Below are 25,039 nucleotides of genomic sequence, written 5' to 3'. Positions count from 1 at the left end.
ATTATTGCTTGTGATGACTCATACGTAGCGTTAACGGCTTTCTCTCACCACCACAACTTTCTTATTTTTTGGGGCGTGTTTAACCCCATGCGGCGCCTCAACCATCACATAGCGCTTTCCGCTCTTTTTGTAGTAAACATTGTTCACCACATAGTAGTGGGTGTTTCCTACCGTCTTTACCTTGTGGTTTTTCGGCAATACGTTCACGAAGACATTCACCTTAGCCCCCGTTGCACGTGATGATGGTGCAAGTGTCTGTGAGACCACTGTGGTGACTTTTTTAAGCACCTGATGAGTCGCAGAGTGGGCTTGATGAGAAGAATGGGCGTTAGCGGTGCCTGCGGTGAGGAGTGCAATACCCGCCAGTAAAGTCAGTGTAATACGTTTCATAATCAATCTCCTTGGGTTACAACACTTCGCATTGGTGCGAACACAAGGCCAATATTACTGGGTGAAACTGAACCAAACCTGACTGCATGGGTAACCGCCCACGCCTTTACATATTCTTTGCATTTGCGTGTGGTGTATAGCGCTATGTCAAACTAGCGCTATGCACCAATGTCAAACTGGATCATCGTGCTCCATCGTAGCCTAATTGACGCCAGCTTTCATACACAAACACAGAGACCGCGTTTGATAGGTTCATGCTACGGCTGTCCGGTAACATAGGAATGCGAACCCGTTGCTCTGGTGGTAACGATTGAATGAAATCATCAGGCAACCCTCGCGTTTCTGGGCCAAAAATAAGCGCGTCACCTTTTTGATATGACACATCGCTGTGAAAGGCTTTTCCTTTTGTTGTACATGCAAATATACGTTTAGGCTTAGCCCCATTGATATAGGCCTCTAGGTTAGGATGACGCTTCACGTGCGCAAATTCATGATAATCTAGCCCTGCTCTGCGCACACGCTTGTCGTCCCACTCAAAGCCTAACGGTTCAATTAAATGCAAACTGAACCCACTGTTTGCACATAGGCGAATAATGTTCCCGGTATTCGGCGGGATTTCTGGCTGATAAAGCACAATGTCTAACATAGTGATATTTCTTTTAAGTCAATTAAGGTGATGGTGAGCGTGTTCGTACTCACTCCCAAAACGGGGGCAGCTTAAATTTAAAGTAGTGACTGAGCAAGAGATTAAAACGCTAAGTTGCGGCGAGAAAATCCAGCACCTTTGTCATCGCCTCTTCCCGTAAGTCATCAGATTCAGTAAAGATTTCATGATACGCTTTTTCTATCACCACCAGCCGTGCATTCGGCATTTGCCCAACCACTCGCCGCTGGCGTTTATTGTCGATAATAGCGTCATTATCTGCACTGAGTACTAATGAAGGGGTGGTAATTGCCCCGGCGCTTTTTTCTATGGTATTCATTGCCCCATGTGCTGCGCACAACCATTCAGTTGTGACGCCACCAAGTTGAATGCGACGCTCCTCATCATACAGTGCACGAAACAGCCCATAACGTGTTTTACTGTGAGTGAGTTTATTTAATGAATATGGGTATGCAATATAAGGCGTTTGACCAAAAAAATACCCAGACTGTTGCTTCCTAAGCTTGTTAACGGCAAGCCCAGCAGTAATAAGGCTATTAGCAAGCCAATTGGGCAGTGCAGGCTTTATTCCAAACATAGGAGAAGCCAGTACGGCTTTAGAAAATAAGGTGGGTAAGCGCAACAGCGTCAATGCACCAATTGCCCCGCCCATAGAGTGGCAAAGCAACTGTAAGCGACCTTGCTGTTTAGGGACGACAATATTTTGGGTGAAATAAACCAAGTCATCTACGTAATCGTCAAAATGCGCGACGTAACCATGCTGAGGGTCGTGTGTCATACGCCCCGACAACCCTTGGCCTCTGTGATCGAGAATAAATACAGCGAAGCCATTCTGGTACAAGTCGAATACCAACTCTTTGTACTTCAGATAAGATTCGATACGGCCAGAACTGATAACAATGGTTGAGCGAGGCGTGTCTGGAATACACCACGCATAGTGAACATCAACGTCACCTTTGCCAGCAAAATGCCCGCGAGACACCTGCTCTTCCCAAAATGGATCTATGGTATTGTTAAAGGTATTTGCTAGATCCTTTTCCGACGTAAATTTCCAATCCATCAACACATCCTACAAAAATAAACGCTATGAGCAGGTGTTTAGATAAAGAAACTAACCGGTTTTTTTCGGGAACGACAAGGTTACCACTAGACCATGCTTCTCACCTGGCTCGGCTTGAATGGTGCCATCATGCAACTCTACAGACGCTTTTGCAATGGACAGACCAAGACCAACACCGCCAGACTCCCTTTCTCTTGCCAATGATGCGCGATAAAAGGGCGCAAAAATACGTTTACACTCTTCTTTTGATAATCCACTTCCATCGTCACTAATGATAATAGACCACTGTTTATCAGTAACAGCAAAACTCACTTCTACAAGGTAGTTTGCATGCCTAAGCGCGTTGCGTAATACATTCTCCACCGCTCGGCATAACATGGTTTGATCTGCCGTTACCGTAAGTTTTGGGATAGGCTCAATATCGAGCATTTTATTGCTATTGGCAGCCTCGAACTGTCCGTCGGTAAATACGTCTTTCAACAGTAAAGAAAGAGTGAAAGAAGAGAAGTCATGCATTCCTGCTTCCGCTTTGCTAAGGGCAAGTAATTGCGCGACTAAGGTTTCCATACGTTCAGCTTCGCGCTCTATACGAACAAGACTGGCAGGATCGACATTTTGTTGATGAGCTAAACCCAGTGCCATTTGTAAGCGCGCCAAAGGTGAACGCAATTCATGTGAAATATCGGCTAAAAGTCGTTTTTGCCCCGTCCACATACTATTTAGCTGATTCGCCATTTTATTAAAATCGCGGGCTAATTGCCCCAATTCATCTTGTCGAGAATCGGCATTTTCTACACGACTTTGCCATTCTCCCGCCGCAAGGGAGCGCGCGGACTTTTGGATGCGCAAAATAGGACGAGTCAGGGATTTTGCAAAAAGCCAGGACAGCAAAGACGTAGTGGCAATAGCGATAAATAAAATCAAGAAAAACGGCATGCTATTGCCCGAGGGCCCTTCAAAGCGCAGTAAAAACAATGCATAACGCTTGTCGCCTCGCTCAAATTGCATAGGGCCAACCACACGAAAAGCACCACGCACAAGTGAAATAGGCACCTGTTGATCGACAATCCGCAAAATGTCTGTTCTTTCCTTCTCTCGCAAAGGCGGGCCGCCAGGAGAAACAAAACGCTTTGTATCCAAGTCAACCGCAATAGCACGCCCATGGAAGGGACGTGAATTTCGCTCAAGCGCCATCATAAGTGGCCCTCTCGCAGCTCTTGGGCTACTAATGCGTTCAGCCACTTGCTCCAAATCAGCAAGTTCTTCAGGTAACGCCGCGTTAACCTGTAAATCTTCAAATAATAATCGACTCCCCCATACTGCCAACACTGCTGTGACAATAAACGTCGCCCAAAACCAGAAGAATAAGCGCCCCATAATGGCGCGAGTAGGATTAATACGGCGTAAAAATTTCATTAATTAGGCATCAACATATAACCCACCCCACGGATGGTCTTAATTTTCTCTTGTGCGGTAACTTTCGCCATTTTTTTACGGAGGTTACTCACGTGCATATCAATACTGCGGTCAAAAGCCTGGAGGGGTTTGCCCAACACTTTCAAACTAATCTCTTCTTTCGTCACGCGGTTACCCGCATTTAGCATAAGCAGTCGAAGGGTTGAAAACTCGGTACTGGTCAGCGCCATTTCCGTGTTTTCGATTTTGGCCAGCTGACTACTTGGGCTTAAGAAGATATCATTTACTAATAAATCTTGTTCTATGGTACCGCCGTTACTGTTTAGCGCCAAACGGCGAAAAATCGCTTTAATGCGGGCAACGAGCTCTCGGTGATTAAAGGGTTTAGGTAGGTAATCATCTGCACCCAGTTCAAGCCCTAAAATGCGGTCGTAATCATCCCCTCTCGCCGTTAACATAAGTACTGGGGTAGCATGACTAACACGTAGTTTCTTGAGTACGTCAAATCCATCCATCATGGGCATCATGACATCAAGCAAAATGAGATCATAATGGCCGCCGGAGGTCGCTTCCGCTAACCCCGACTGACCATCATTACATACTTTCACCTTATACCCAGAAGTACCAAGGTAAGTGGCAAGCATATCGGTTAATTCAGTATCATCATCAATGATTAAGATAGACTGTAAGTGGATTTCTGAATCCATGGTCTTTGACTCTACTATTACTTGGTTCATTGGTTATTTACTCTGATATGTTACACCGAGCTGGCAATACACAAAATATGCTTTGCAGGCTTATCGATATAAAGTAGTAAAGATACGCCCGTTGGATACTTTTATTGCTTATTAGTCGCGCATATTCGGGCTTTCTTTAAGGTTAATACAGTAATTAGCGCTACTATAAAGCCTTCGACCACCGGAATCTTTATCGGGTTCAACCTTTACACAAGCTTTACAGTGACTTGACGGCGTTAACACGACTTCACGCTACTATTTACTCGTCAATATCAAAAGGAGACGAGCATGAAGATGATTGTGATTGCATCCGTGTTAGCAGGCACCCTTGCCTTAAGCCAAAACACGTATGCAAACCCTCAACCTTCGCATCAAGGAGCGCATATGCAGGTTGAGGAATGGATTAATTCCCTACGCGGCCTATCGCTTAATTCAACGCAGAAGGCACAAATAAAAGCCCTATTTGAGGGTTTTCGTGAGGCTCAGGAAAAACCTGATAGACCGAAAATGATCGATAGCGAGACCCTTGCTGAGGCCTCAGCTGAAACAATACGCAACTGGGCTGAAGAGCGGGTAAAAACGCGTCATGAACACGGGTTTGCGCTCGCGACATTTCGTCATCAGGTTTTCGAAAGCCTTAACGAAGAGCAGCAAGCAAAAATAGTCGATAGATTGACGCGCTTATCAAGTAATAAGCCTCGGTCTCGCAAAGGCAAAAACATGAAGGGCCCTAAACGAATGCCTTCTATGGCAATGGGTATCATGTTGACTGACGAGCAAAAAGAAGCGCTGAAAACGCTAGATGAAAGCCAAAAAGACAGTGGCCAGCTAGACCGAGAATTAATGCAGCGCTTTATGATGGAATCATTAACCTTAGTGCATAGTGATAACTTTTCTATTGATACCTGGAATACGCTTATGCAACGCTATTACGAAGACATGGTGTCGTTAGAAGAAGCCAGAATGACTCACCAGCAAATGCGACTCGCTATATTTACACAACAACAACGTGAACAATTAGACGCGAACCGAGAAGAAGTTCGCTCACTTAGAGAACTTTTTGCTCCACCTCGGCCAAACGAGTAGTTCTGCTTCGCTCTCGTATATAGAGCGCCCTATTGGGCGCTTTTTCGTGCTATAGGAGCTACGATGTCAAACAATTGCAATGCCCCTTCAATGCCTTCGTTAGAAATTATGCTCACTTCATCCCCTATATGGGTGACAGACAGTCTGCCTTCTTCAACCGGCAGCATGACACTTTTCGTCGGAGCCATAAGCACAGGCAAAGATTGCTGTTTGTACAATTGAAAGCTGTCCTGAGTAGTGATGCCATGCGATGCGCCCATATCTACCACATACTGCTGATTGTAAATATTCACGATACGGGCAAAAGTTGGCTCACAAGCAATAGCAGAAGAAACATCAGACACCGCTGCGTTCACTGTGTTTAGCACCATTCGGCCAAAGTCGCTGCGCCAAAATAAGCTGTTGCTGGTATCTACACGATAATGGCTATCGTAGGGCCAATCGGCTTCGCTGTGATAACTTTCATCGAAGATGACCCGCTGCCGAAAGGTATCGAGTACAAATACTTGAAGGGTGAAATTGCGCCGTAAGGCCACTTCATCGCTACTGAATAAAGCGTCACTTTCTGAAACCTGTTCAAACAGGCTAATGTCTCTAATATAACCGAACAGCGCAAACTGCTGGCCATAGGTGTCTCTTAAATAGGTGGCTTTGGTTTGCAAGTCGGCACCACTTAATGCATCTGCGGCCCACATATTAGGTTGTGTCAGTGATTCGGCTATTTGTATCACATCCGGAAACTCCGGCGACCCTTTAAATTGTTGAGCAAAACGCTGTGTAATGTGAGTACCCAAATTGTAAAGAGCCCCAGTCGCGGCTTGCCTTGGGTCAAGCAGCGCGAAATGGGTTACCAATAAACGCTTCTGAAAACGCTGTGGTTTACAATCGAAAAGTGGTGTTAAGTTTACATTGACCACCACAGTCAGAACGTTATCTTTTACCGTTTCACTCAAAATTTCTACGCGCTGTATTCTGCCTGCGGTAGATAATTCCGCTTTACTACTCAGTACCAAACCGTCAATGAGCACGTCTTCAGCGGCAATAACGGATCCACTCTTATAAGAGGCGTCAGCGATGGCATTTTTAATCACGGTGGCACGCACAGACGCAAGATCAGCACCTGTAAAGTTTAAGCTAGCCTCACCTTGCACCCATTCTCCGTAAGCCGCAAAAGGGCAACAAGCTAATACCAGCAAGAGGCGTAGTGTACATCGAAATAAAGATGCCATTGTGCGTTAACCGAAGATCGCAAAGAGCTTGTCTATCACCGAGCGCTTCTGCGTATCTTGTAATTCTCCCGTACCGCTGTATTCAATTAGCGCATTACCTACTTTTGAAGACAGTACCGAGTTACTTTCATCAACGTCCTCTTTTCGCACTTCACCAGAAAAGCGTATGTATTCTTTACCTCGATTCATGGTTATCCATTTTTCACCGGTCACCAGCAAATTGCCCGCAGGGGTAATACCCGTAACATACACAGTGATACTCCCTTGCATTGAGTTAGATTGCTTAGTTTGTGCTGAGCTATTAAACTCGCTGTCTTGTGCATGCTCTACTGTAAAATCATCACCTTCAATTTGGATCCCCCCCACCTTTAACGTCAACGGGTCTATATCAAAGCTGCTGTCTTTATCGGTATTGAAATCTAGCGACTTTTCAGATGATGTCTCTTCATCAAGCTTAACGAGAATCATATCGCCCACCTTGTAATGGGTGTGGCGTTCATACAATCCCATAGCGAGATCGGGATTAAACAAAGAACCGCTAGGCAGGCGCACATCTTCCACTGGGTAGGAACGAACAGGCGTATAATCTGGGTGCCCCGGCCTAGGCTCTTCTTCTGTTTGCGTAACGGCTCGCTGCACCACTTGTGGATTGGTCGGGCTGCTGGCCACCACAGCCTCTTCTTCCGATACCGTTTGTGCGCACCCGCCCAATGTAAAGATGAAGCAAATAGAGAATATATGGCATCGTTTTTTCATAGTTCTTTCTGACATTAAGAGATTAAAACCAAGTTTAGGTGCCATCCATGACCGTTGAACGGGAGCAAGTTTAACCAATAATTTATAGCGCGAAATAGCCGACTGATTAAATTTGCAAAACCTTTACAAAACAATGAGATGCCTGCGGGTAAGGGGATGTTATGGCCTTAGAAATGTCAACACAAGGAAGCATTAATTCATTGCTTTCATCAATACCGTCGACCAGCGTAAATGCAACGCAAACTGAGTCTACTCAAACCGATAAAGCGGCAAATGATAGCCAAGGTTTGCCGTCTATGTTTGCCGCTTTGCTTTCACAGTTGCCGACCTCCTCTGATGAAGAGGACACCAGTACGTCAGATGACGCAGAACCAAGCTTAAGTACAGGCATGTTATCTGCGCTAACCTCAGATGACGCCATTGGCACGATGCAAAACTCCCTATTAAGTGCATTACAAAATAATGTATTTTCAGGGTTAACCAGTGCCGCTATGGCATCATCAAGCGAAAGTGACAGCGGCACGACAACCAATACCACTGTTGAAGAAACCGCGCTGGATGAAAATACAAGTTCGGCGGGGGCCATTTTTGATAGCTTATATACATCCGCTTTCGGGGAAGATGGTTTAAACTTAAATGACGGTTTTGACACCCTCAACATTGTGAATCACTTACCCATAGTGTCGGATATTTATGAGGCCACAACATCCAGCCACGTTGATGCCGCTGCAAGTCTGGCGGGAAGCTTTTTATATGGCGGAATGGCTGGCATGCTATACAACGTGGCGGATTTAGCTGTTGAGGGAATGACAGGTAAAAGTATCTCTTCCAATTTGTGGGATGTAGGCAAGCAAGTTTTTGGCTCATCGAGCACAGAGGCTGAAATTTCCGGGGTTGTGGCTGAAACCGAACTGGCTTCCACCGGTGATGATGCGTATCAATTTGTGAAAAGAAATATCGGTGGCTAACCGCCGCCCTAGGCATCTCTTACAAAAAGCGATGTGATCATCGCTTTTTGTGACTCGGCTACCTAGGTGACGCGATTAAAACGTGGGTTTGATTGGCTTATATTCTGAAGATAAAAACCAAGGTGAAGTCACCACTAAATCAGCCGTAGCGGGCGTACAAGCTACTGGTACATTCCACACTGAACATAATCGAAGTAAAGCTTTAACGTCAGGGTCGTGAGGAGCGGCGTTTAACGGATCCCAAAAGAAAAAAAGCGCATCCAATTTATTTTCAGCAATAAGAGCGCCTATTTGCTGATCGCCCCCAAGTGGGCCACTTTTATAGCGGGTCACTTCAAGGCCGGTTTCCTTGTTAATTAAACCGCCTGTTGTGCCAGTGGCAACAAGATTACATTGCTCTAGTATTTTTATATGCTGCTTAACCCATACTAATAACTCTGGTTTTTTATGATCGTGAGCGACCAGCGCCACGGTTAGTTTACTCATCTTATTATTCTTCCTTTCAGAAACCTTGGCTAATTTATAGCAAACCGCTAAGCGAATTACGACAACCAGTATAAATATTCAGTTTTATACCTTTTATTGTCAACTAACTGTCATCGGCAGTTTGTTAGAATGTAGAAAATAAAAGTGGTGCGACCAGGAAAAACAAATAAAAATATTTATACATTAATATTGCATAAATATTCTTTTTTAGTAAACTAGTCAGCGGTTAAGGCATCTACCCCAGATTGGGTTGATACAGAAACAGGATACAACGATGACACAACCAACTCGCGTTCACAGCATCATGGCTTTGAACGTCACAGAGTTTACCTCTCCCCTGGCTGGCTACACATTGCAGAGCCTGCGACGATGCATGCTTGCAGGTTTGCTTTTGCGGTAGCACACTTTTTACCTTTGTAATGTGGTCGCGGTTAGGCATGGACATACGCCAAACCAGTTTACAAAGGTAAAAAGTGATTTTTTTCCCTCTTTCATTGAATAGTTAATTATGTACAAAGTTGCAATTATTGGTGCCAGTGGTTACACCGGAGCACAACTCGTTCAATTAGTTCAGCAGCACCCAAGCCTTACGCTTGCCGGCACTTATGTGTCGGAAAATAGTGCTGACGCAGGCAAGAACATAGGTGCCCTGCATGGAAACTTAGCCCACGTTGATGCCACCTTAACCCCAATTTCTAACGAGATATTAGTCGCACTTACCTCGCAGGTAGACTTTATTTTTCTCGCCACACCTCATGAGGCAAGTCACGACTGGATGCCCACCCTATCTTCAGGGCGTGCGAAGGTACTTGATTTATCCGGCGCATTCAGACTAAAAGACACGGCGGTATTCGAGCAATTTTACGGTTTCGCCCATACACAAAAAAACAGCCTTGATGTATCAGTCTACGGCTTAGCAGAATGGCACGAAGACAAAATTGCCAATGCCAGTGTTATTGCGGTGCCGGGTTGTTATCCCACCGCTAGCCTAACCGCATTAAAACCCTTAGCCGAAAATGGACTTCTCGATGCAAATGTACGCCCGGTGATAAACGCAGTGTCTGGAGTTTCTGGCGCAGGTAGAAAAGCAAGCCTAACCACAAGTTTCTTTGAAGTCAGCTTGCATGCTTACGGCGTATTAGGCCATCGTCACACCCCTGAAATAGAAGCCTATCTTGGCACACCTGTTATTTTTACGCCGCATTTAGGCAATTTCAAACGGGGTATTCTTGCCACAATTACAGTCAAGCTTGCGCCTAATGTGTCGCAAAGCCAACTTGATGCCGTGTACCAAGACGCTTATAACGGCAAACCCATTGTGAGGCTGCGCGATAGCTTCCCAAAAATTGATGATGTGGCACATACACCTTTTGTCGATCTTCATTGGAAACTTGATGAAGCCTCTGGTTATGCGGTGGTAACAGCCGCCATAGACAACGTCATGAAAGGGGCAGCATCACAAGCCATCCAGTGCCTCAATATCATGACTAAACAGCCAGTTGAAACGGGATTAGTACTATGAACCGTTCCCCTATTGTTATAAAAGTGGGTGGCGCATTACTCGATGATGCAGCCGCAATGACCCGCTTATTCCTAAGCATTAAAGACGTAAAAGCCACCCGTCCTGTTGTGGTTGTTCATGGTGGTGGCCCGTTAGTTGAAACACTGATGGCGAGCTTAGGGCTTCAAAGCACGAAAATTGATGGCCTACGGGTGACGCCTGACGATCATATGCCTTATATTTGTGGCGCACTGGCGGGTGCCGCCAATAAACAGCTTTGCGCTGCTGCGCTCGCCACAGGTGTAACACCGGTAGGGTTGTCGCTATTAGACGGAAATATGGTAGTGTGTGAACCCCTCGCGGAAAAATACGGTGCGGTGGGGGTGCCAGCAACGGCTGAATCTACGTTTTTGAAAAATGTATTGGCGCAAGGCGTCTTGCCTGTCATTAGCTCCATTGGTTCAAGCCCACAGGGGCGTTTGTTAAATGTGAACGCCGATCAAGCGGCCACCGTCATCGCAGAACTCCTTGATGGGGAGCTTTTACTATTATCTAACGTCGACGGCGTTTTAGATGCAAACAAGGCACTCATTGTTGAGTTAACAGCAAATAGCATTAAACAATACGCCGATGATGGCGTCATTACAGATGGTATGAAGGTTAAGGTAGATGCCGCCTTGCAATCTGCTGAAACCTTGAAGCGCGCCGTATTTATCGCAAGTTGGAGTGCCGACATTGCTGATATATTAAATAAAAATACGGGAACTCAAATTCTTCCCGAAAAGATCGCGCCAAGAGAAGGCGACGCAGGAGACACTGAATGAAACAGGATTTATTAACCTTTGCTAACTGGACACCAGAAGCAATGCAAAACTTGCTGCAATTAGCAGTAGAAATTAAACAAGCCCCAGCTAGCTACAGCAATGTGCTTGCGGGTAAGTCAATCGTTGCCCTGTTTGAAAAACCGTCTCTGCGTACTCGCGTCAGTTTTGATATTGGCATTAACAAGCTTGGCGGCCACATGGTTTATCTCGACGTGCAGTCTGGCAAGCTAGCTGGCCGTGAAGATGCAGTAGATACTGCGGCCAACCTCGCGTGTTGGGCCGATGCTATTGTGGCCCGTGTGTTCTCGCACACAACGCTAGAAACCTTTTCGAAAGCGGCCAACGTGCCTGTAGTCAATGCACTTTGCGATAAATATCATCCGTGCCAAGGTCTTGCCGACTATCTTACTATGTTTGAACGCTTCGGTAAAACCGAAGGTCTGACGATGGCCTACGTAGGCGACGGCAACAACGTGACCCACTCACTGTTAATTGTGGGGGCACTACTCGGTTGTAACCAAGTGGTTGTGACGCCAGAAGGTCACGAAGCCAGCCCTGAAATTGTGGCGCAAGCTAAAGCTATTGCCGAGAAAACCGGCGTAACTATTGTAGAAAGCACCGAGCTTAGTGCTGCAAACGGCGCAGATGTTATCTATGCTGATACGTGGCTTTCAATGGGCGACGACACACCACTTGACGTTATCAAAGAAAAATTCATGCCTTATCAGGTCAATGAAGCGCTGATGGAGGCCACAGGTGCAAGCTATGTGATGCACTGCCAGCCTGCCCATCGCGATTTAGAAATCACAGGCTCGTTAATTGACAGCGACAAGTCGCTATTAATGCAACAAGCCGAAAATAGAATGCATGGCCAAAATGCCATCCTTACTCAATTACTTAACGCTTAAAAAGACGCCTAAAAAGTCGCTTAAAAGGATTACTTAGATGCAAAACGTTAAAAAAATCGTGCTGGCCTATTCAGGCGGGCTTGATACATCAGCCATCATTCCATGGCTAAAAGAAAATTACGGCTGTGAAGTTGTCGCATTTGCAGCAGATGTGGGCCAGGGTGATGAAGAGCTAGAAGGTCTTCACGAAAAGGCTATCGCGTCTGGTGCAAGCGAGTGCCACATTGTTGATTTGAAAGAAGAGTTCGTTAGCGAATATATCTTCCCAACAATTACTACAGGTGCCGTGTACGAAGGCGAATACTTGCTAGGTACGTCTATGGCGCGCCCAGTTATCGCTAAAGCGCAAGTTGAAATTGCACGTAAAGTTGGTGCTGATGCCCTATGTCATGGATGTACGGGTAAAGGTAACGACCAAGTTCGTTTTGAAAGCACCTTTGCAGCCCTTGCCCCAGATCTAACCGTTATCGCGCCATGGCGTGAGTGGGACATGGTAAGCCGTGAAGACTTACTTGCCTATCTTGCAGAGCGCAATATTGCCACCACAGCGTCGGCCACTAAAATTTACAGCCGCGATGCAAACGCATGGCACATTTCGCATGAAGGTGGTGAGCTTGAAGACCCATGGCAAGAGCCTACCAAGCAAGTGTGGACCATGACGGTAGACCCTGAAGATGCGCCAGACGCCCCAGAGCGTGTCACGCTGTCTTTCAACGAAGGCAAGCTTACTCATGTTGATGGCGAAGCGCTGTCTCCGTATCAAGCGCTAGTTAAGTTGAACACAGTGGCGGCGGCTCACGGTGTGGGACGAATCGACATTGTTGAGAACCGTCTTGTGGGGATGAAATCTCGTGGTTGTTATGAAACGCCAGGAGGCACTGTACTGCTAAAAGCTTACAAAGCCCTTGAAACCATGGTGCTTGATAAAGCTGCCCTTAAATACCGTGAACAAATTGGCCTTGAGTTCTCGCACGTCATGTACGATGGCCGTTGGTTTACTGCCCTTAACGATGCACTGCTTGCTGGTGCGGCGTCTTTCGCTAAGAAAGTGACTGGCGATATCGTAGTTAAGCTTTACAAAGGCCAAGCTACGGTGACACAACGCCGTTCGCCAAACAGTCTTTACTCTGAAGATTTTGCCACCTTTGGTGCCGATGACGTATACGACCAAAAGCACGCTGAAGGCTTTATCCGCCTATTCAGCCTTTCAAGTCGTATCGAAGCACTAAAAAACCAAGGTTAATCGCATACCGCGCGTATTTGCGCGCGGGTAGCGAACGCAATAAACAGCATTTAAGGAGCATCACATGGCGTTGTGGGGTGGCCGGTTTGAATCCGGTGCAAGTAGTATGTTTAAACAGGTTAACGACTCATTGCCGTTTGACCAAGTTATGGCAAGCCAAGACATTCAAGGCTCTATTAGCTGGTCGCGTGCTTTGCAAAAAGCAGGTGTACTTACCGCTGATGAACAAGCGCAGCTAGAAGGCGCGCTTAGTGAGCTAAAAGCGCAAGCAGACGCCGGTGAATTAGACTTTAACGCCTCTAGCGAAGAAGACATTCACAGCTTTGTTGAAGCCGCGCTTATCGAGAAGTTGGGCGATATTGGCCGTAAGCTTCACACAGGCCGTAGCCGTAACGACCAAGTAGCCACCGACTTCCGCTTGTGGGTTCGTGAACATATTGCCTCACTTCGCGCTGATGTATTGGGCGTAATCAAATCACTTCTTAATGCCGCAAGCCGTCATCAAGAAGCGATTATTCCAGGTTACACCCACCTGCAGCGTGCTCAGCCCATTCACTTTGCACACTGGTGCTTAGCGTATGTGGAAATGCTAAAGCGTGATTTAAGCCGTTTAGACGACTTAAAAGTACGCATGAACCAGTGCCCGCTGGGCTCGGGTGCACTCGCAGGCACCACGTTTCCGGTGGACCGCCACGCCATTGCAGAAGAGTTGGGGTTTGACTCTCCTTGCTTAAACAGCTTGGATGCTGTGTCTGACAGAGACTTTGTACTTGAACTGCTGTTTGTTGCTAGTACCAGCATGATGCACTTATCCCGTCTTGCCGAAGACATGATCTTCTATAACTCGGGCGAAGCAGGCTTCCTACAACTCGGTGACAGTGTGACCTCAGGCTCGTCACTGATGCCGCAAAAGAAAAACCCTGATGCCCTTGAGCTTATGCGCGGAAAATGTGGCCGCGTATTTGGTTCACTACAGGCACTGCTTGTAACCATGAAGGGCCTTCCTCTTGCGTACAACAAAGACATGCAGGAAGACAAAGAAGGCGCTATCGACACGGTTAATCAGTGGCACATTTGTTTGTGTATTGCCAGTGAAGTACTGGATTCACTTCAGCTTAACGAAGAACGCTGTCGCGAAGCCGCGGCCCAAGGTTTTTCGAATGCCACTGAATTGGCCGACTACTTAGTGGGTAAAGGCGTGCCGTTTAGAACAGGCCACGACATTGCCGGGCGCGTAGTGCTTCAGGCCATCGACAAAGGCTGCGCCATTGAAGATTTGCCGCTTAGCGACCTGCAAGCTATTAGCGATAAAATTGAAGACGACGTATACCCTGTCTTACAACTAGAGTACGGCGTGAACCAGCGCAATATTCTAGGGGGCACCAGCAAAGAAACCGTGACGAAAGCTTTGTATCAAGAGCTGGAAAATTTAGACAAGCAAGGGTAGTTAAGGAACACTAGGATGGTATTAGCGCATCATGATGGCATAAAACTGTTTCGCAGTTCACTGCCTTACATTAATGCTCATCAGGGAAAAACTTTTATACTGATGTTCGGTGGTGAAGCCATTGAACATCCCAACTTTCCTAATATTATCCACGACATTGCCCTGTTAAACAGCTTGGGCGTACGCGTGGTGGTGGTGCACGGCGCCAGACCGCAAATAGATCAGCGCGTCGCCCTTCGCAACATTGAAGGCCGCTTTGAAAATGGCGTGCGCATTACCGACAAGCAAACCCTAGAATGCGTAAAAGATGCCGCTGGCTCGGTACGCTCTCAGGTAGAAGCATTGCTGACCATGGGCTTGCCGAACTCACCTATGCACGGCTCGCAAATTCGCGTGTGTTCTGGCAACTTGGTGGTGGCCAAACCCATGGGCGTACGCGGTGGTGTAGATTTTGAAAACACAGGTTTAGTGCGCCGAATTGATATTACGGGTATTAACGACCACCTGAACGACGGCTCTATTGTATTGCTATCGCCTATGGGCTATTCCTCTACTGGCGAAGTATTCAACCTTTCTCACGAAGATGTGGCGACACAAGCAGCTATTGCGCTGAAGGCCGATAAGCTTATTGTGTTTTCAAATTTTGATGGCATCTTCAATCGGGATGGAAGATTGCTGCGTACCATTGAGCGCCCGCAGTTGGAACAGCTTATTCTCAACGGTGACATTACCACTGAAGACACCGTGCTCAGTGCGTTGACCACCAGCGTAGCCGCAGGTGTGCCCCGTGCTCATTGTATCAGTTTTGAAAAAGATGGTGCCTTACTTCAAGAACTGTTCACCCGCGATGGTACAGGCTCGTTAGTTATGGAGCACCATTACGAGCAGCTACGTGCGGCCACGATTGATGATGTGGGCGGCATTCTTAAGCTAATCAAACCATTGGAAGAAAGTGGTGTGTTAGTGAAGCGCTCTCGTGAACGCTTAGAAAACGAAATTAACCAATTCATCGTGATTGTTCGAGACGGCATGATCATCGCCTGTGCCGCGCTTTACCTGTACCCTGAAGACGGTTGTGCAGAGTTAGCTTGCGTGGCAACCCACCAGGATTATCGCGGTAAAAACCGCGGCGAACGTATATTAGATGAAGTGCGTGTGCGCGCAAAGGAAGCGGGGATCAACCGTATTTTCGTACTGACTACAGTGACTGCGCATTGGTTTTTAGAGCAAGGCTTTGAACCTGCTGATATCAGCGCATTACCTGAAGTAAAGAAGGAACTTTACAATTTTCAGAGAAATTCAAAAGTCTTTACTTTACCGGTGTAATATATGCGCGTTCCGCGCGCATATTAGCCATATCGCCCCCTCTACCCCCTCGACAAAACAAACGCTTTCCTATAATTTATCTGTATAAAAATAATGATAATTAATTCGGTCAATTGCGTGTTCTCTAATGTAGTATCTCGACTCAAGCGTTTTCTGCTTATCGATGAATTAAATTTACAAGCCGCTGAACCTACCATTTGGAAAATGAGCGTTTTACGCATCATATTAGCCAGTGGGTTACTCTTGACCTCAGCCATTGTGCTGCACTCTTCTTACCAAGCGTATCAGCAAGGCCTATACTACGTTATTGTACTAACAGCAGGATTCTCACTGCTACTTTGGAGCACCTTAAGTTTACGAAAGAAGCAGCTTAGGGCAGCGTCAGCAAGCTTGGTGCTAACCATTGTATTAGCGGGCCTATGTATTCTATTTTTTACTCTCGATATTGCATCCGCACGCTATGGCCTCTTATTCTTTTTCACCTTACCCATTGTGTTGCGTTTGTTCTATGGTAACCGTGTTGCCATTATTGGGATTGTCCTGAACCTTGTGCCCTACTTTTTATTGGTCAGAAACCAACCCGTCGCGCCATTATTTGGCATCGATATTACATTGCCGGAAACCCATACGTATTTAAGCTCCTTGGTCTTTCTGTTTTTTAATATCTGCTTACCCTTTGCGGTTATCCGTGTGATGTCTTCTCTGGAACGACAAGCGACGCTAAATCAACAACAAAGTCAGAAATTAAACAAGCTGGTCAATCGCTATCAAGAAATATTCAATAACGGCGGCACACCTTCATTTTTCTGCGATCAACAGGGGAAAATACTGCAAGCTAATCGCAGTGCTCGACAACTTATAAAAAGCTACGCGCCGTCATGCCAATACATTCAACACTTATTTGAGATAAAAGCCCCACTTTCAGCAGGGGTGAAACAGCAAGCCCACATCGTCAATAACGACAACTGCGTGTTCGAAATTCAACTGGCCAGTTTGCTGCATCACAAAAAGCAACTTATACATTGTTTTGACGTATCTTCTACAACGGCCAAAGTGAAAAAATTCGATGCTTTCAAGCGTCAACAGTATGAAAAGCATTATATTGATAGCCTTACGGGACTGAAAAACCATCATTTTTGGAAATACTCAGAATCAGCAGAAAGTTTAAGCTTTAGCAATTGCGTCTTACTCAAACTAGCCAATTTAAAAGAAATAAACTTACAGTATGGTCATGCTCAGGGTGATAAAGTACTTGCACAAGCCGCGACGCTGCTTGAATCTACGTTACCTAGCGATGTGCAGATTTACCATTTCCCAGGGGCTAAGTTTCTGCTTTGTAGCAAATCAAACAGGGCGGATTTTTGTACCTGGTTATGGCAAGAGCTGCCGCAATATATGCAACAATCCATGGCCTCTAGCTCTCGCTTTTTGCCACTGATATGGCGAGGCGGACACACCAAAGTTACACGCATCAAGGCCATTGAAAGTATTATAGAGTCGTGCTCAATTGCGCTCACCCAAACCAGCAGTGACCTGCCTATTTTCACCTTTGACTCAAATACCGTTAAAAGCATTCGTGAACACACACAGCGTAAAGACAGAATTAAACAATTATTAGAAGACGGCCACTTATCTCTCCACTTGCAGCCCCAAGTGTCGATGGAGGAAACTATCATTGGCTTCGAGTGCCTAGCCAGGCTAAAAGAACCCAATACCGGCAATATATTACAGCCCTACCAATTCATTCCTATTGTGGAGGAGAATAACTGGCATGTGTTGCTTACCCAAAAGGTGGTTGAAGGCGCTATTCACCTATTAGAACACTGGCCGAGCGCCATGCCTAAAGTGCCTCTCGCCATTAACCTCTCGGGCCCTGAGTTACTTAATGACGTTTTCTACGAAAAACTACTACGTCGCTATTCAGAAAGCCCCACGTTATGCGCTTACTTAAAGTTAGAGCTGACGGAAACGTCTGTACTGGCAAGCCATCTAGATACAAAACGGCGCCTGACCACATTAGCCAATATTGGCGCTACCATCATCATTGATGATTTCGGTACAGGTCACGCGTCCCTTGCCCAACTGATTGATATCTCCGCATCGGTGCTAAAAGTTGACCGCGAGTTTGTGGACAAAATTGAAACCTCAGAACGTCACCGAAAAATTGTAAAAATGACGCTAGAGCTTGCCCGCAGTTTAAATATGCAAACCATCGCTGAGGGGGTAGAAACGCAGGCTCAGTTGTTGGTGTTAAAAGGCATGGGGTTCACTTTATTTCAAGGCTACCTTTATGGAAAGCCAGGCCCTATTGAGCAATGGCAGAACCAAGCTTCCCCAGCCGAGCCTACGTTAGTGCAAGAAAATACACTGTCATAACGCGAAAAAATAACGGATGACTTGATTTCTTCATCTGGACAGGCTTTACTGGTAAGACCAGATAAAGCTGCGCTAAAGACACACAAATAATGAAAAAAGACATTAGTGTAACTTGTGAAGATCGTACTCACCTAACGGCTACCTTATATTCGCCATCGGCTCCCTTGAAAGGCGCGATAATGATTGCCCCAGCCACCGGTATTAAACGGCAATTTTATGCGGCTTTTGCTACCTATTTATGCGAACTCGGTTTTGGTGTCATTACCTATGACAATCGTGGCATTGCAGACTCGCTAAAAGGAAAAGTTCAAGACAGTGATGCTTCACTTATTAAATGGGGCACATTGGATATGCCTGCCGTACTGGAAACCCTCAAGCTTCATTTCCCGCATACGAAATACTTTCTCATCGGTCACAGTGCTGGAGGGCAACTGCTCGGCCTTATGCCCAACGTCCATGACCTGACAGCGTTCTGCAATTTTGGAAGTTCTTCTGGCAGCCTGAGAAACATGCGAAAGCGTTATTTGTTCAAAGCGCACTTTTTTATGAACCTGTTTATCCCACTTAGCAATTTGTTCTTTGGGCATACTAAGTCACAGTGGGTGGGCATGGGCGAACCCTTACCTAAGCAGGTGGCCAAACAATGGCAACAATGGTGTAATGGGCAAGGCTATGTCGAAACCGCATTTAAACGAGATATTCACACCCATTTTTACGATGACATTATACTACCATCAAAATGGCTATTGGCCGCTGACGATGACATTGCCAATTTAAAAAATGTAGAGGATATGGTGCGTGTATTCCCTAACGCTAGCGCACAAATAGAGATACTTCACCCTGACGATTTTAAGGTGAAAGAAATAGGCCATATGAAGTTTTTCTCCCGCAAATGTCAGCACATTTGGCCCCAAGCCTCCCACTATTTAGCGCAATTTATAGACACCTAGCGGGCTTGTTCAATACGTGACAATAGTGCGTTTGCTTGCTCTCGTTGTTCAAAAGGCGCTGATAACTTTACCAAGCGCCTTAAAATACGCTTTGCTTCTGAATCGTTTTCCAATTCTACCAGGGTATAAGCCAGATGATATTGCAGTGATAAAGATGTGGCGTTTCGCACTGACGCCTCACGAAGCAGGGGCAGCGAGGCTTCGGGTTGGTCATTAATGGTGAGTGCCCAACCGTAAGTATGAAGCACATCGGCGTCTTTAGGTTGCAACCGGTAAGCTTGTTCTGCAAAGTGTAAGCTTTTTGCTTTATTTACCGGCAAATGCAGCTTCGCTAATCGATTGTACAATGCAAAACGGTTGGCCTCAGGTGCTAACTCTAGCATGTAAAGGTAGTGGTTAATTGCGGTGTTAGCGTCGCCATAATAATAGTGATATTGCGCCAGTAAATTACGGGTGAAATATCTATCTGGCTGTCGTTCTACGGTTGCGGTTAGTCGCGTAATCAGCGCCGAAAAATCAGCTATTTTCACACTTAGGGCGTACAGTTTGGCGTAGGCTAAATCGAAGTTTTCGTCTTCATTCAGCACCTTTTGATAAAATGTCATCGCTTGGTTGGGGCGACCTTTTTGCTGTGCTAATTCACCAAATTTGAATAGCACCTGAGGGTGATTAGGGTAACTTTTTATTAGTGCTGACAAGCTAGATTCTGCACGTTCGAGTTTATTTAAGGCTAATAAAAGCTTCACCCACTGAAGTTGTAAATTTAGGTTTTCTGGTTGCAATAAACGGGCTCTATCCATGCTGTTCAGGGCTTTCTCTTTATCACCCATTGCCAACCAATTTTGCGATTCGCTGACCAGTACGTTAACCGGCCTGTCAAATATTAGCTCTAGTTTAAGAAGCGTGGATTTAGCATTTTCTGCATCGTTTGCTTTGATATAAAACGTAGCCAATTGCACTAACGCCAATGGATTGCCTGGTTCCTTCACTTCCAATTTACGTAAAACAGCAATTGCGCTACGGTAGTCTCGTTGCTGATTCATTGCAGCCACGGCGGAGAAAGTAATTTTTCCTATTGGCCCAAATTTTTGTAAAAGGTATCTATACCGTCTATCAGCCGATTCAAAATCTCCTCGACGCATATCAATATTCGCCAATTGAAATACCACTTGAAGGTGGTTACCTTTTTCATTTTCTAGCGCCAGTAAAATAGCTTCAGCATCGTCTAACAAACCTTTATTGATTAACATTGTTGCTTGATTGTACCGCGCGGCGAAAAGCTCAGGAGCTTGCTTGAGCACTTCCGATAATATAACGTCAGCCTCTGCGTATTTTTTTTCAATCAGCAATTGTGCAGCGTACATATTCTGAATCGCGATATCATCAGCAAACTGCGCTCTTAATGTCGCGATGGCTTTCGCTGCTTTTTGAGTTTCGCCGATATCGAGGAAGTAAAGAGAGTAGGCCACTAACACTTGTCTGTTGTTTGGGAATTGCTCAAGTAAGTTATTTAGCTGTTCTGCGGCTTCTTTAAATTTACCTCGGGAGAATTCTACCCGTACCGCAAACAAGGCAACGTCTACACTATGGGAATATCGCTCTGATAAGGAGGATAGTAATCTCACTGCTTTAAAATTACGGGCGTTTTCTAAATACAAACTTCCTAGCAAAATTGCTTGCTGAAGATGCTGTTGTATCAATTCCGCCTCGTGGTTTTGTAGGCCTAACATGGCGGCTTTTTTATCACCCAACGCCATATTGGTAGTGGCTAACAGAATCGCGGTTTGTAGGTCTGGTTCGCTGTAGGTTGTAAATAGCGTAAAATTATCTCTGGCTTGTTCAAAATTGCCCTGCATCAAGGCCACCATACCCCGCAAATAGAACAAGGAAGGTTCGGCTATCATCATTTCTTCTGGCACGGTAGATAAGCGCTGATCGATTTGCTCTAGTTGAGGCCGAATGTTAGATAGGGCATCTATCTGGCTAGTTAGCCAGCTATTAACAAACATCACATATAAATCGTCTTCCGTTTCCAATAACAAGTCTTCGGTGACTAATAGCGCAGCGTCCAAATCGGCTACGGCCACATAAGCATCAATCAGACTTCGTGCAATTTTCGCGTTATTGGGCGAAATAAGGTAGGCGTTATTGAAATGGCGCTGTGCCAGCAGCACATCCCCTTTTGCACTGGCAAGACGGCCAAGCGTCCACCATGTTAAGGCTTGACTGTCATCCACAGCCAGCGAGCGTTGAAGCAGGGTATCGGCCTGCTTATACTGACCATCCTTAATGGCCAATAAGGCCAAACCGTTTAATCCCAGGGGGTGGTCTGGTAATTGGGTAAGTAGTTCATCGTATTCCCTTTGGGCACATAGCGGCCTTGATTCAAGTAGGCATGCTTCAGCGCGGGTAGCCCGCCATTGTGCCAAATGGGCCTTAGATAAGCCGGCAGATACGTCTATGGCTAATATTTGCTCTGACTTTCGCAGACGCACCAATACTCTGGACCAATTAGGCAACACTAAATTAGGATCAGCGCCTTTTTCATAGGCATGTAAATAAGTTTTATGGGCTTGTTCCCACAACCCAGTTTCAAAATAAAGGTTGGCTAGAAGCAGATGTGCGGGGAGATAGTCAGGGTTGGCTTGTAAAACATTCTTTATATGAATGAACGCTTCTTTATAGGCTTTTGCTTCATAACTAACGATAGCAGATTCATAATCAGCGTTCGCAGCACTATCTTGGTCAGCATTGGCGAACGCCGTGAATGAAAGTGTAAGTAAAAAGAGGCTAACAACACTTACACAAATTCGATTTTTCATTATTTAACGGGTAACTTTAAGCCTGCGTGTAACCATCAATATACTGGCGAAAAGTATCAAGAACAAGCTTGAGTGGGGTGCTGGGACTTCAACAACACTCGCTTCACGTTCATAGTTAAATACAAAGTTGTGGAACTCGCGAGCCCCGGTGTACGATTCCGCGGCAAAAGATCCATCAAATGATGAACCGCCCGTAGTGTCTGCAAAAGGCGCAAGTACAGACCCTTTTACGTTCAGGTTATTGAAATCAATGCTTTCAGCATCATAAAAATTCCACAGAATATTTGAATAATAACTTTGCTGGGTGAAATCACCTGTACTGTTAACGCCACCACCAATCACAATGTCGTTACCTGGTAAGTCGCTTGCGGACACATTGATAATGATGGTTTCCGCACTGCCTGCAATTAGGTTTAACGCGCTGTTTTGGGCAAACACTTCGCTGGCAGAAACGTTGAATACAGCAACTTCATCGGACCCCGAATAATTAAACGTGCCATTGCTGTAAGTGCCATTTTCGGTAAGGCTTGCGTAGTAAGCGGTATCTGCATAAAGGGAACTGGCAATGTCGGTAATTGACACGTCGGGGTTATAGATAGCCTGGCCGTCATCTCCGTCGTTCAATTCTACCGTCGATGCGTTTAAGGCGCCGCCGTAAACAAGGTTATTGTCTCTCAGCACCCTAATCCCATTCGCGTTAACATCACCCACAATGGTCACCGCATCAATAGCGGTGTCGGTATTGGCTAATCGACTACCAAACTCAGCAGTGCGCCCTTGCGCATTTAAATCGCCGCCAATAAATGCCTGCCCTTCAACATCTCCGCCTTGGAAGTTGTAATCTTCTAACAAAATAAGATTATACGTCCCAAGCACATTCGATGTGCTCGTGCTGGCGGTTTCAGCCGCTACAGCGGTGAGCTGAACAACGCAAAAAATAAAAAAAAGTGCAAAGCGCATAAAACGACTACCCAACGTGTTAGCGAAAGTAAAAGAGCATTGGCCCTTCAAGGACACTGCCTAAAATACACGGCAATGGCCATGACTGAGTCGGCCCGCCATTAATGGATAGCTATAAGCAATAAACGCACCAGTTTTAAAATTATAACAAACTCATACACTTCAACGGTTTACATAACTTTAACATGTCGTTTTTGTATATTTTTTTGACAGCCTAGCACCTAAAAGCGCGACTTTAGTTGGAGGTCAAACAAAAAGGAGGCGCAAGCGCCTCCTTTTTCAGAGCAGCGGGCTAAATGTGCCCTTTATCGCAATGGCTACGAGATCCTCGCTGCCACCGCTTGCCTCACTCGCTTCCCGTAGTCTTCATCCGCTTGATCGTATTGTGCAAACATTGCCTCTTGCACATCTTGACTTGCTTGACTTAAACCGTCGGCGATATTGCTCACCAATTGGCATTTTTGATCTTCATTCATAATGCGATATAGGTCTCCCGCTTGAGAGAAATTATCATCATCACGATTGTCGTAGATATCTAACCAAGCATCTTGCTCAAGGGGCATTGGCGGCTCCGCCACTGCGGGAACTTCAGCCGGTTCGCCTTCTTGAGCCCGATTGTTAGGGTAGAAATTAGCGCCTGCCCCTGCCAATGCTGGATTGAGTCCTGCAAATGCCCCATCACGCTGATAGTTGTTAACAGGGCATCGCGGAGCATTCACTGGTACCTGATTATAATTGGCCCCCACGCGGTATCTATGTGCGTCTTGATACGCCAATAAACGTGCCTGCAGCATTCTGTCAGGCGACGCGCCAATGCCGGGCACAAGATTGCTTGGTGCAAATGCGGCCTGCTCTGTTTCAGCAAAGTAATTATCCACATTGCGATTTAGTTCAAGCTGCCCGACTTCAATAAGAGGGAAGTCACTGTGAGGCCAAACTTTAGTCAGATCGAAAGGGTTAATTTTATAATTTCGTCCTTCTTCTTCCGTCATAATTTGCACGTTAACGGTCCATGATGGGAAGTCTTCTTTGTCGATACTTTCCACAAGATCTTGCTGAGCGCCAAAGGCAGGCATGGTGGCCGCTTGCTCATTGGTTAAGGTTTTAATTCCTTGGTTTGTTTTAAAGTGCCATTTCACCCAAAAGCGTTCGCCATCTTTGTTCCAGAAACTCAACGTGTGTGAGCTATAGCCATTAACGAAGCGGTATGAAAGTGGAATACCTCGATCAGACATTAAAATGGTGGATTGATGTAACGATTGTGGGTTGTTCGCCCAGAACTCATAAATAGCTTGTGGGTCAGGCAAGTTAGTTCTTGGGTTCTTTTTTTGGCTATGGATAAAGTCGGGGAATTTAATTCCATCGCGTAGGAAAAATACCGGCGTGTTATTACCCACCATATCCCAGTTGCCCTGCTTAGTATAAAACTTAACGGCAAAGCCCCTTGGGTCTCTCGCGTAGTCACTAGAGTCCTGCCCACCACCGACGGTTGAGAAGCGCAAAAAAATGTCGGTCTGCTGGCTGGGTGTTTGCAAAAAATCGGCAATCGTATAGTCAGCTAAGCTTTTGGTCAGCGTGAATGTGCCATACGCCGCACTGCCTCGCGCATGAACGACACGCTCTGGAATTCGCTCACGATTAAAGTGCGCAAGCTTTTCAAATAGATAGTGGTTATCGAAGGTAACTGGGCCACGGGCCCCCGCTGTGCGGCTTTGATTATCGTTAGCAACTGGCGCGCCATTGCTCGCGGTTAAGGGGGTGCTTGATGCGCCTGAAAATGGACATTTACTCATCTTTCGCTTCCTTTTAATTCATCTACCTTTCCAGTCAACCACTGAGGATTAAACTGGGGGGTAACGCCATTCGTTACCGATGAATCCATCCTACCTA

Annotated in this window: 21 protein-coding genes; 10 read left to right on the top strand and 11 right to left on the bottom strand. The window is 46.0% G+C overall.

The genetic code is table 11. From position 1 onward, the window contains the following. Positions 1-30 precede the first annotated feature (30 nt). The 5 genes from EP13_RS02350 to EP13_RS02330 all read right to left on the bottom strand — a co-directional run bounded on the left by EP13_RS02350 (position 31) and on the right by EP13_RS02330 (position 4,267). Entirely contained in the window at positions 31-390 is a 360-nt protein-coding gene (locus EP13_RS02350) for a DUF6515 family protein (RefSeq protein WP_044055814.1), read from the bottom strand. Positions 391-571: 181 nt separating this feature from the next. Further along, on the bottom strand, positions 572-1,036 hold the full coding sequence (trmL, locus tag EP13_RS02345; RefSeq protein ID WP_044055813.1) for a tRNA (uridine(34)/cytosine(34)/5-carboxymethylaminomethyluridine(34)-2'-O)-methyltransferase TrmL: 465 nt from the start codon (positions 1,034-1,036) through the stop codon (positions 572-574). 109 nt (positions 1,037-1,145) lie between these two features. Then, the gene (locus tag EP13_RS02340; protein WP_044055812.1) at positions 1,146-2,114 is read right to left on the bottom strand and encodes an alpha/beta fold hydrolase; all 969 of its coding nucleotides are present in this window, start codon (positions 2,112-2,114) and stop codon (positions 1,146-1,148) included. A 51-nt stretch (positions 2,115-2,165) separates the two neighbouring features. Beyond that, the gene (locus tag EP13_RS02335; RefSeq protein ID WP_044055811.1) at positions 2,166-3,530 is read right to left on the bottom strand and encodes an ATP-binding protein; all 1,365 of its coding nucleotides are present in this window, start codon (positions 3,528-3,530) and stop codon (positions 2,166-2,168) included. Further along, entirely contained in the window at positions 3,530-4,267 is a 738-nt protein-coding gene (locus tag EP13_RS02330) for a response regulator transcription factor (RefSeq protein ID WP_044446062.1), read from the bottom strand. The genes EP13_RS02335 and EP13_RS02330 overlap by 1 nt, the downstream gene beginning before the upstream one ends. Before the next feature lie 288 nt (positions 4,268-4,555). On the opposite strand from EP13_RS02330, the gene EP13_RS02325 reads away from it, so the two are divergent. Beyond that, on the top strand, positions 4,556-5,353 hold the full coding sequence (locus EP13_RS02325; protein ID WP_044055809.1) for a Spy/CpxP family protein refolding chaperone: 798 nt from the start codon (positions 4,556-4,558) through the stop codon (positions 5,351-5,353). A gap of 29 nt (positions 5,354-5,382) precedes the next feature. On the opposite strand, the gene EP13_RS02320 is transcribed toward EP13_RS02325, so the two are convergent. Further along, complete coding sequence (locus tag EP13_RS02320) at positions 5,383-6,582, bottom strand: flagellar assembly protein T N-terminal domain-containing protein (RefSeq protein ID WP_044055808.1); 1,200 nt, start codon at positions 6,580-6,582, stop codon at positions 5,383-5,385. A gap of 6 nt (positions 6,583-6,588) precedes the next feature. Next, on the bottom strand, positions 6,589-7,338 hold the full coding sequence (locus EP13_RS02315) for a flagellar basal body L-ring protein FlgH (RefSeq protein WP_044058678.1): 750 nt from the start codon (positions 7,336-7,338) through the stop codon (positions 6,589-6,591). A gap of 161 nt (positions 7,339-7,499) precedes the next feature. Between EP13_RS02315 and EP13_RS02310 the strand changes: the two genes are divergently transcribed. After that, on the top strand, positions 7,500-8,306 hold the full coding sequence (locus EP13_RS02310) for a hypothetical protein (protein WP_052364247.1): 807 nt from the start codon (positions 7,500-7,502) through the stop codon (positions 8,304-8,306). A gap of 75 nt (positions 8,307-8,381) precedes the next feature. Here EP13_RS02310 and EP13_RS02305 read toward each other — a convergent pair whose 3' ends face one another. Further along, the gene (locus tag EP13_RS02305) at positions 8,382-8,792 is read right to left on the bottom strand and encodes a methylglyoxal synthase (RefSeq protein ID WP_044055807.1); all 411 of its coding nucleotides are present in this window, start codon (positions 8,790-8,792) and stop codon (positions 8,382-8,384) included. A 508-nt stretch (positions 8,793-9,300) separates the two neighbouring features. Here EP13_RS02305 and argC point away from each other — a divergent pair. From argC to EP13_RS02265, 8 genes are all read left to right on the top strand, one after another. Then, complete coding sequence (gene argC, locus EP13_RS02300) at positions 9,301-10,314, top strand: N-acetyl-gamma-glutamyl-phosphate reductase (protein WP_044055806.1); 1,014 nt, start codon at positions 9,301-9,303, stop codon at positions 10,312-10,314. Then, positions 10,311-11,117, top strand: coding sequence for an acetylglutamate kinase (gene argB / locus EP13_RS02295; RefSeq protein ID WP_044055804.1), 807 nt, complete (start codon positions 10,311-10,313; stop codon positions 11,115-11,117). The genes argC and argB overlap by 4 nt, the downstream gene beginning before the upstream one ends. Continuing rightward, the gene (locus tag EP13_RS02290; protein WP_044055803.1) at positions 11,114-12,025 is read left to right on the top strand and encodes an ornithine carbamoyltransferase; all 912 of its coding nucleotides are present in this window, start codon (positions 11,114-11,116) and stop codon (positions 12,023-12,025) included. Before argB ends, EP13_RS02290 begins: the two co-directional genes overlap by 4 nt. A 37-nt stretch (positions 12,026-12,062) precedes the next feature. Beyond that, positions 12,063-13,268 carry an argininosuccinate synthase gene (locus tag EP13_RS02285; RefSeq protein WP_044055802.1) on the top strand — a complete coding sequence of 402 codons (1,206 nt, stop codon included), beginning with the start codon at positions 12,063-12,065 and terminating at the stop codon, positions 13,266-13,268. 64 nt (positions 13,269-13,332) lie between these two features. Continuing rightward, the gene (argH, locus tag EP13_RS02280) at positions 13,333-14,715 is read left to right on the top strand and encodes an argininosuccinate lyase (RefSeq protein ID WP_044055801.1); all 1,383 of its coding nucleotides are present in this window, start codon (positions 13,333-13,335) and stop codon (positions 14,713-14,715) included. 15 nt (positions 14,716-14,730) lie between these two features. Beyond that, positions 14,731-16,041: an amino-acid N-acetyltransferase gene (gene argA / locus EP13_RS02275; RefSeq protein WP_044055798.1), complete on the top strand. Its 1,311-nt coding sequence runs from the start codon at positions 14,731-14,733 to the stop codon at positions 16,039-16,041. 93 nt (positions 16,042-16,134) lie between these two features. Further along, positions 16,135-18,417 carry a GGDEF domain-containing phosphodiesterase gene (locus tag EP13_RS02270; RefSeq protein WP_052364246.1) on the top strand — a complete coding sequence of 761 codons (2,283 nt, stop codon included), beginning with the start codon at positions 16,135-16,137 and terminating at the stop codon, positions 18,415-18,417. Between the two features lie 89 nt (positions 18,418-18,506). Beyond that, positions 18,507-19,367 carry an alpha/beta hydrolase family protein gene (locus tag EP13_RS02265; protein WP_044055796.1) on the top strand — a complete coding sequence of 287 codons (861 nt, stop codon included), beginning with the start codon at positions 18,507-18,509 and terminating at the stop codon, positions 19,365-19,367. Here the strand turns inward: EP13_RS02265 and EP13_RS02260 are convergent. From EP13_RS02260 to EP13_RS02250, 3 genes are all read right to left on the bottom strand, one after another. Then, complete coding sequence (locus tag EP13_RS02260) at positions 19,364-22,189, bottom strand: tetratricopeptide repeat protein (RefSeq protein WP_044055795.1); 2,826 nt, start codon at positions 22,187-22,189, stop codon at positions 19,364-19,366. The two genes, EP13_RS02265 and EP13_RS02260, sit on opposite strands and share 4 nt — an antisense overlap. Positions 22,190-22,192: 3 nt before the next feature. Then, the gene (locus tag EP13_RS02255; protein WP_156026719.1) at positions 22,193-23,149 is read right to left on the bottom strand and encodes a choice-of-anchor A family protein; all 957 of its coding nucleotides are present in this window, start codon (positions 23,147-23,149) and stop codon (positions 22,193-22,195) included. Between the two features lie 317 nt (positions 23,150-23,466). Then, entirely contained in the window at positions 23,467-24,942 is a 1,476-nt protein-coding gene (locus EP13_RS02250; protein ID WP_044055792.1) for a catalase, read from the bottom strand. Between the last annotated feature and the right edge of the window lie 97 nt (positions 24,943-25,039).

This window comes from Alteromonas australica (assembly GCF_000730385.1).
Classification (GTDB): domain Bacteria; phylum Pseudomonadota; class Gammaproteobacteria; order Enterobacterales; family Alteromonadaceae; genus Alteromonas; species Alteromonas australica.
The sequence above is the reverse complement of the archived record's forward strand: the minus strand, read 5'-3'. Positions and strand labels throughout refer to the sequence as shown.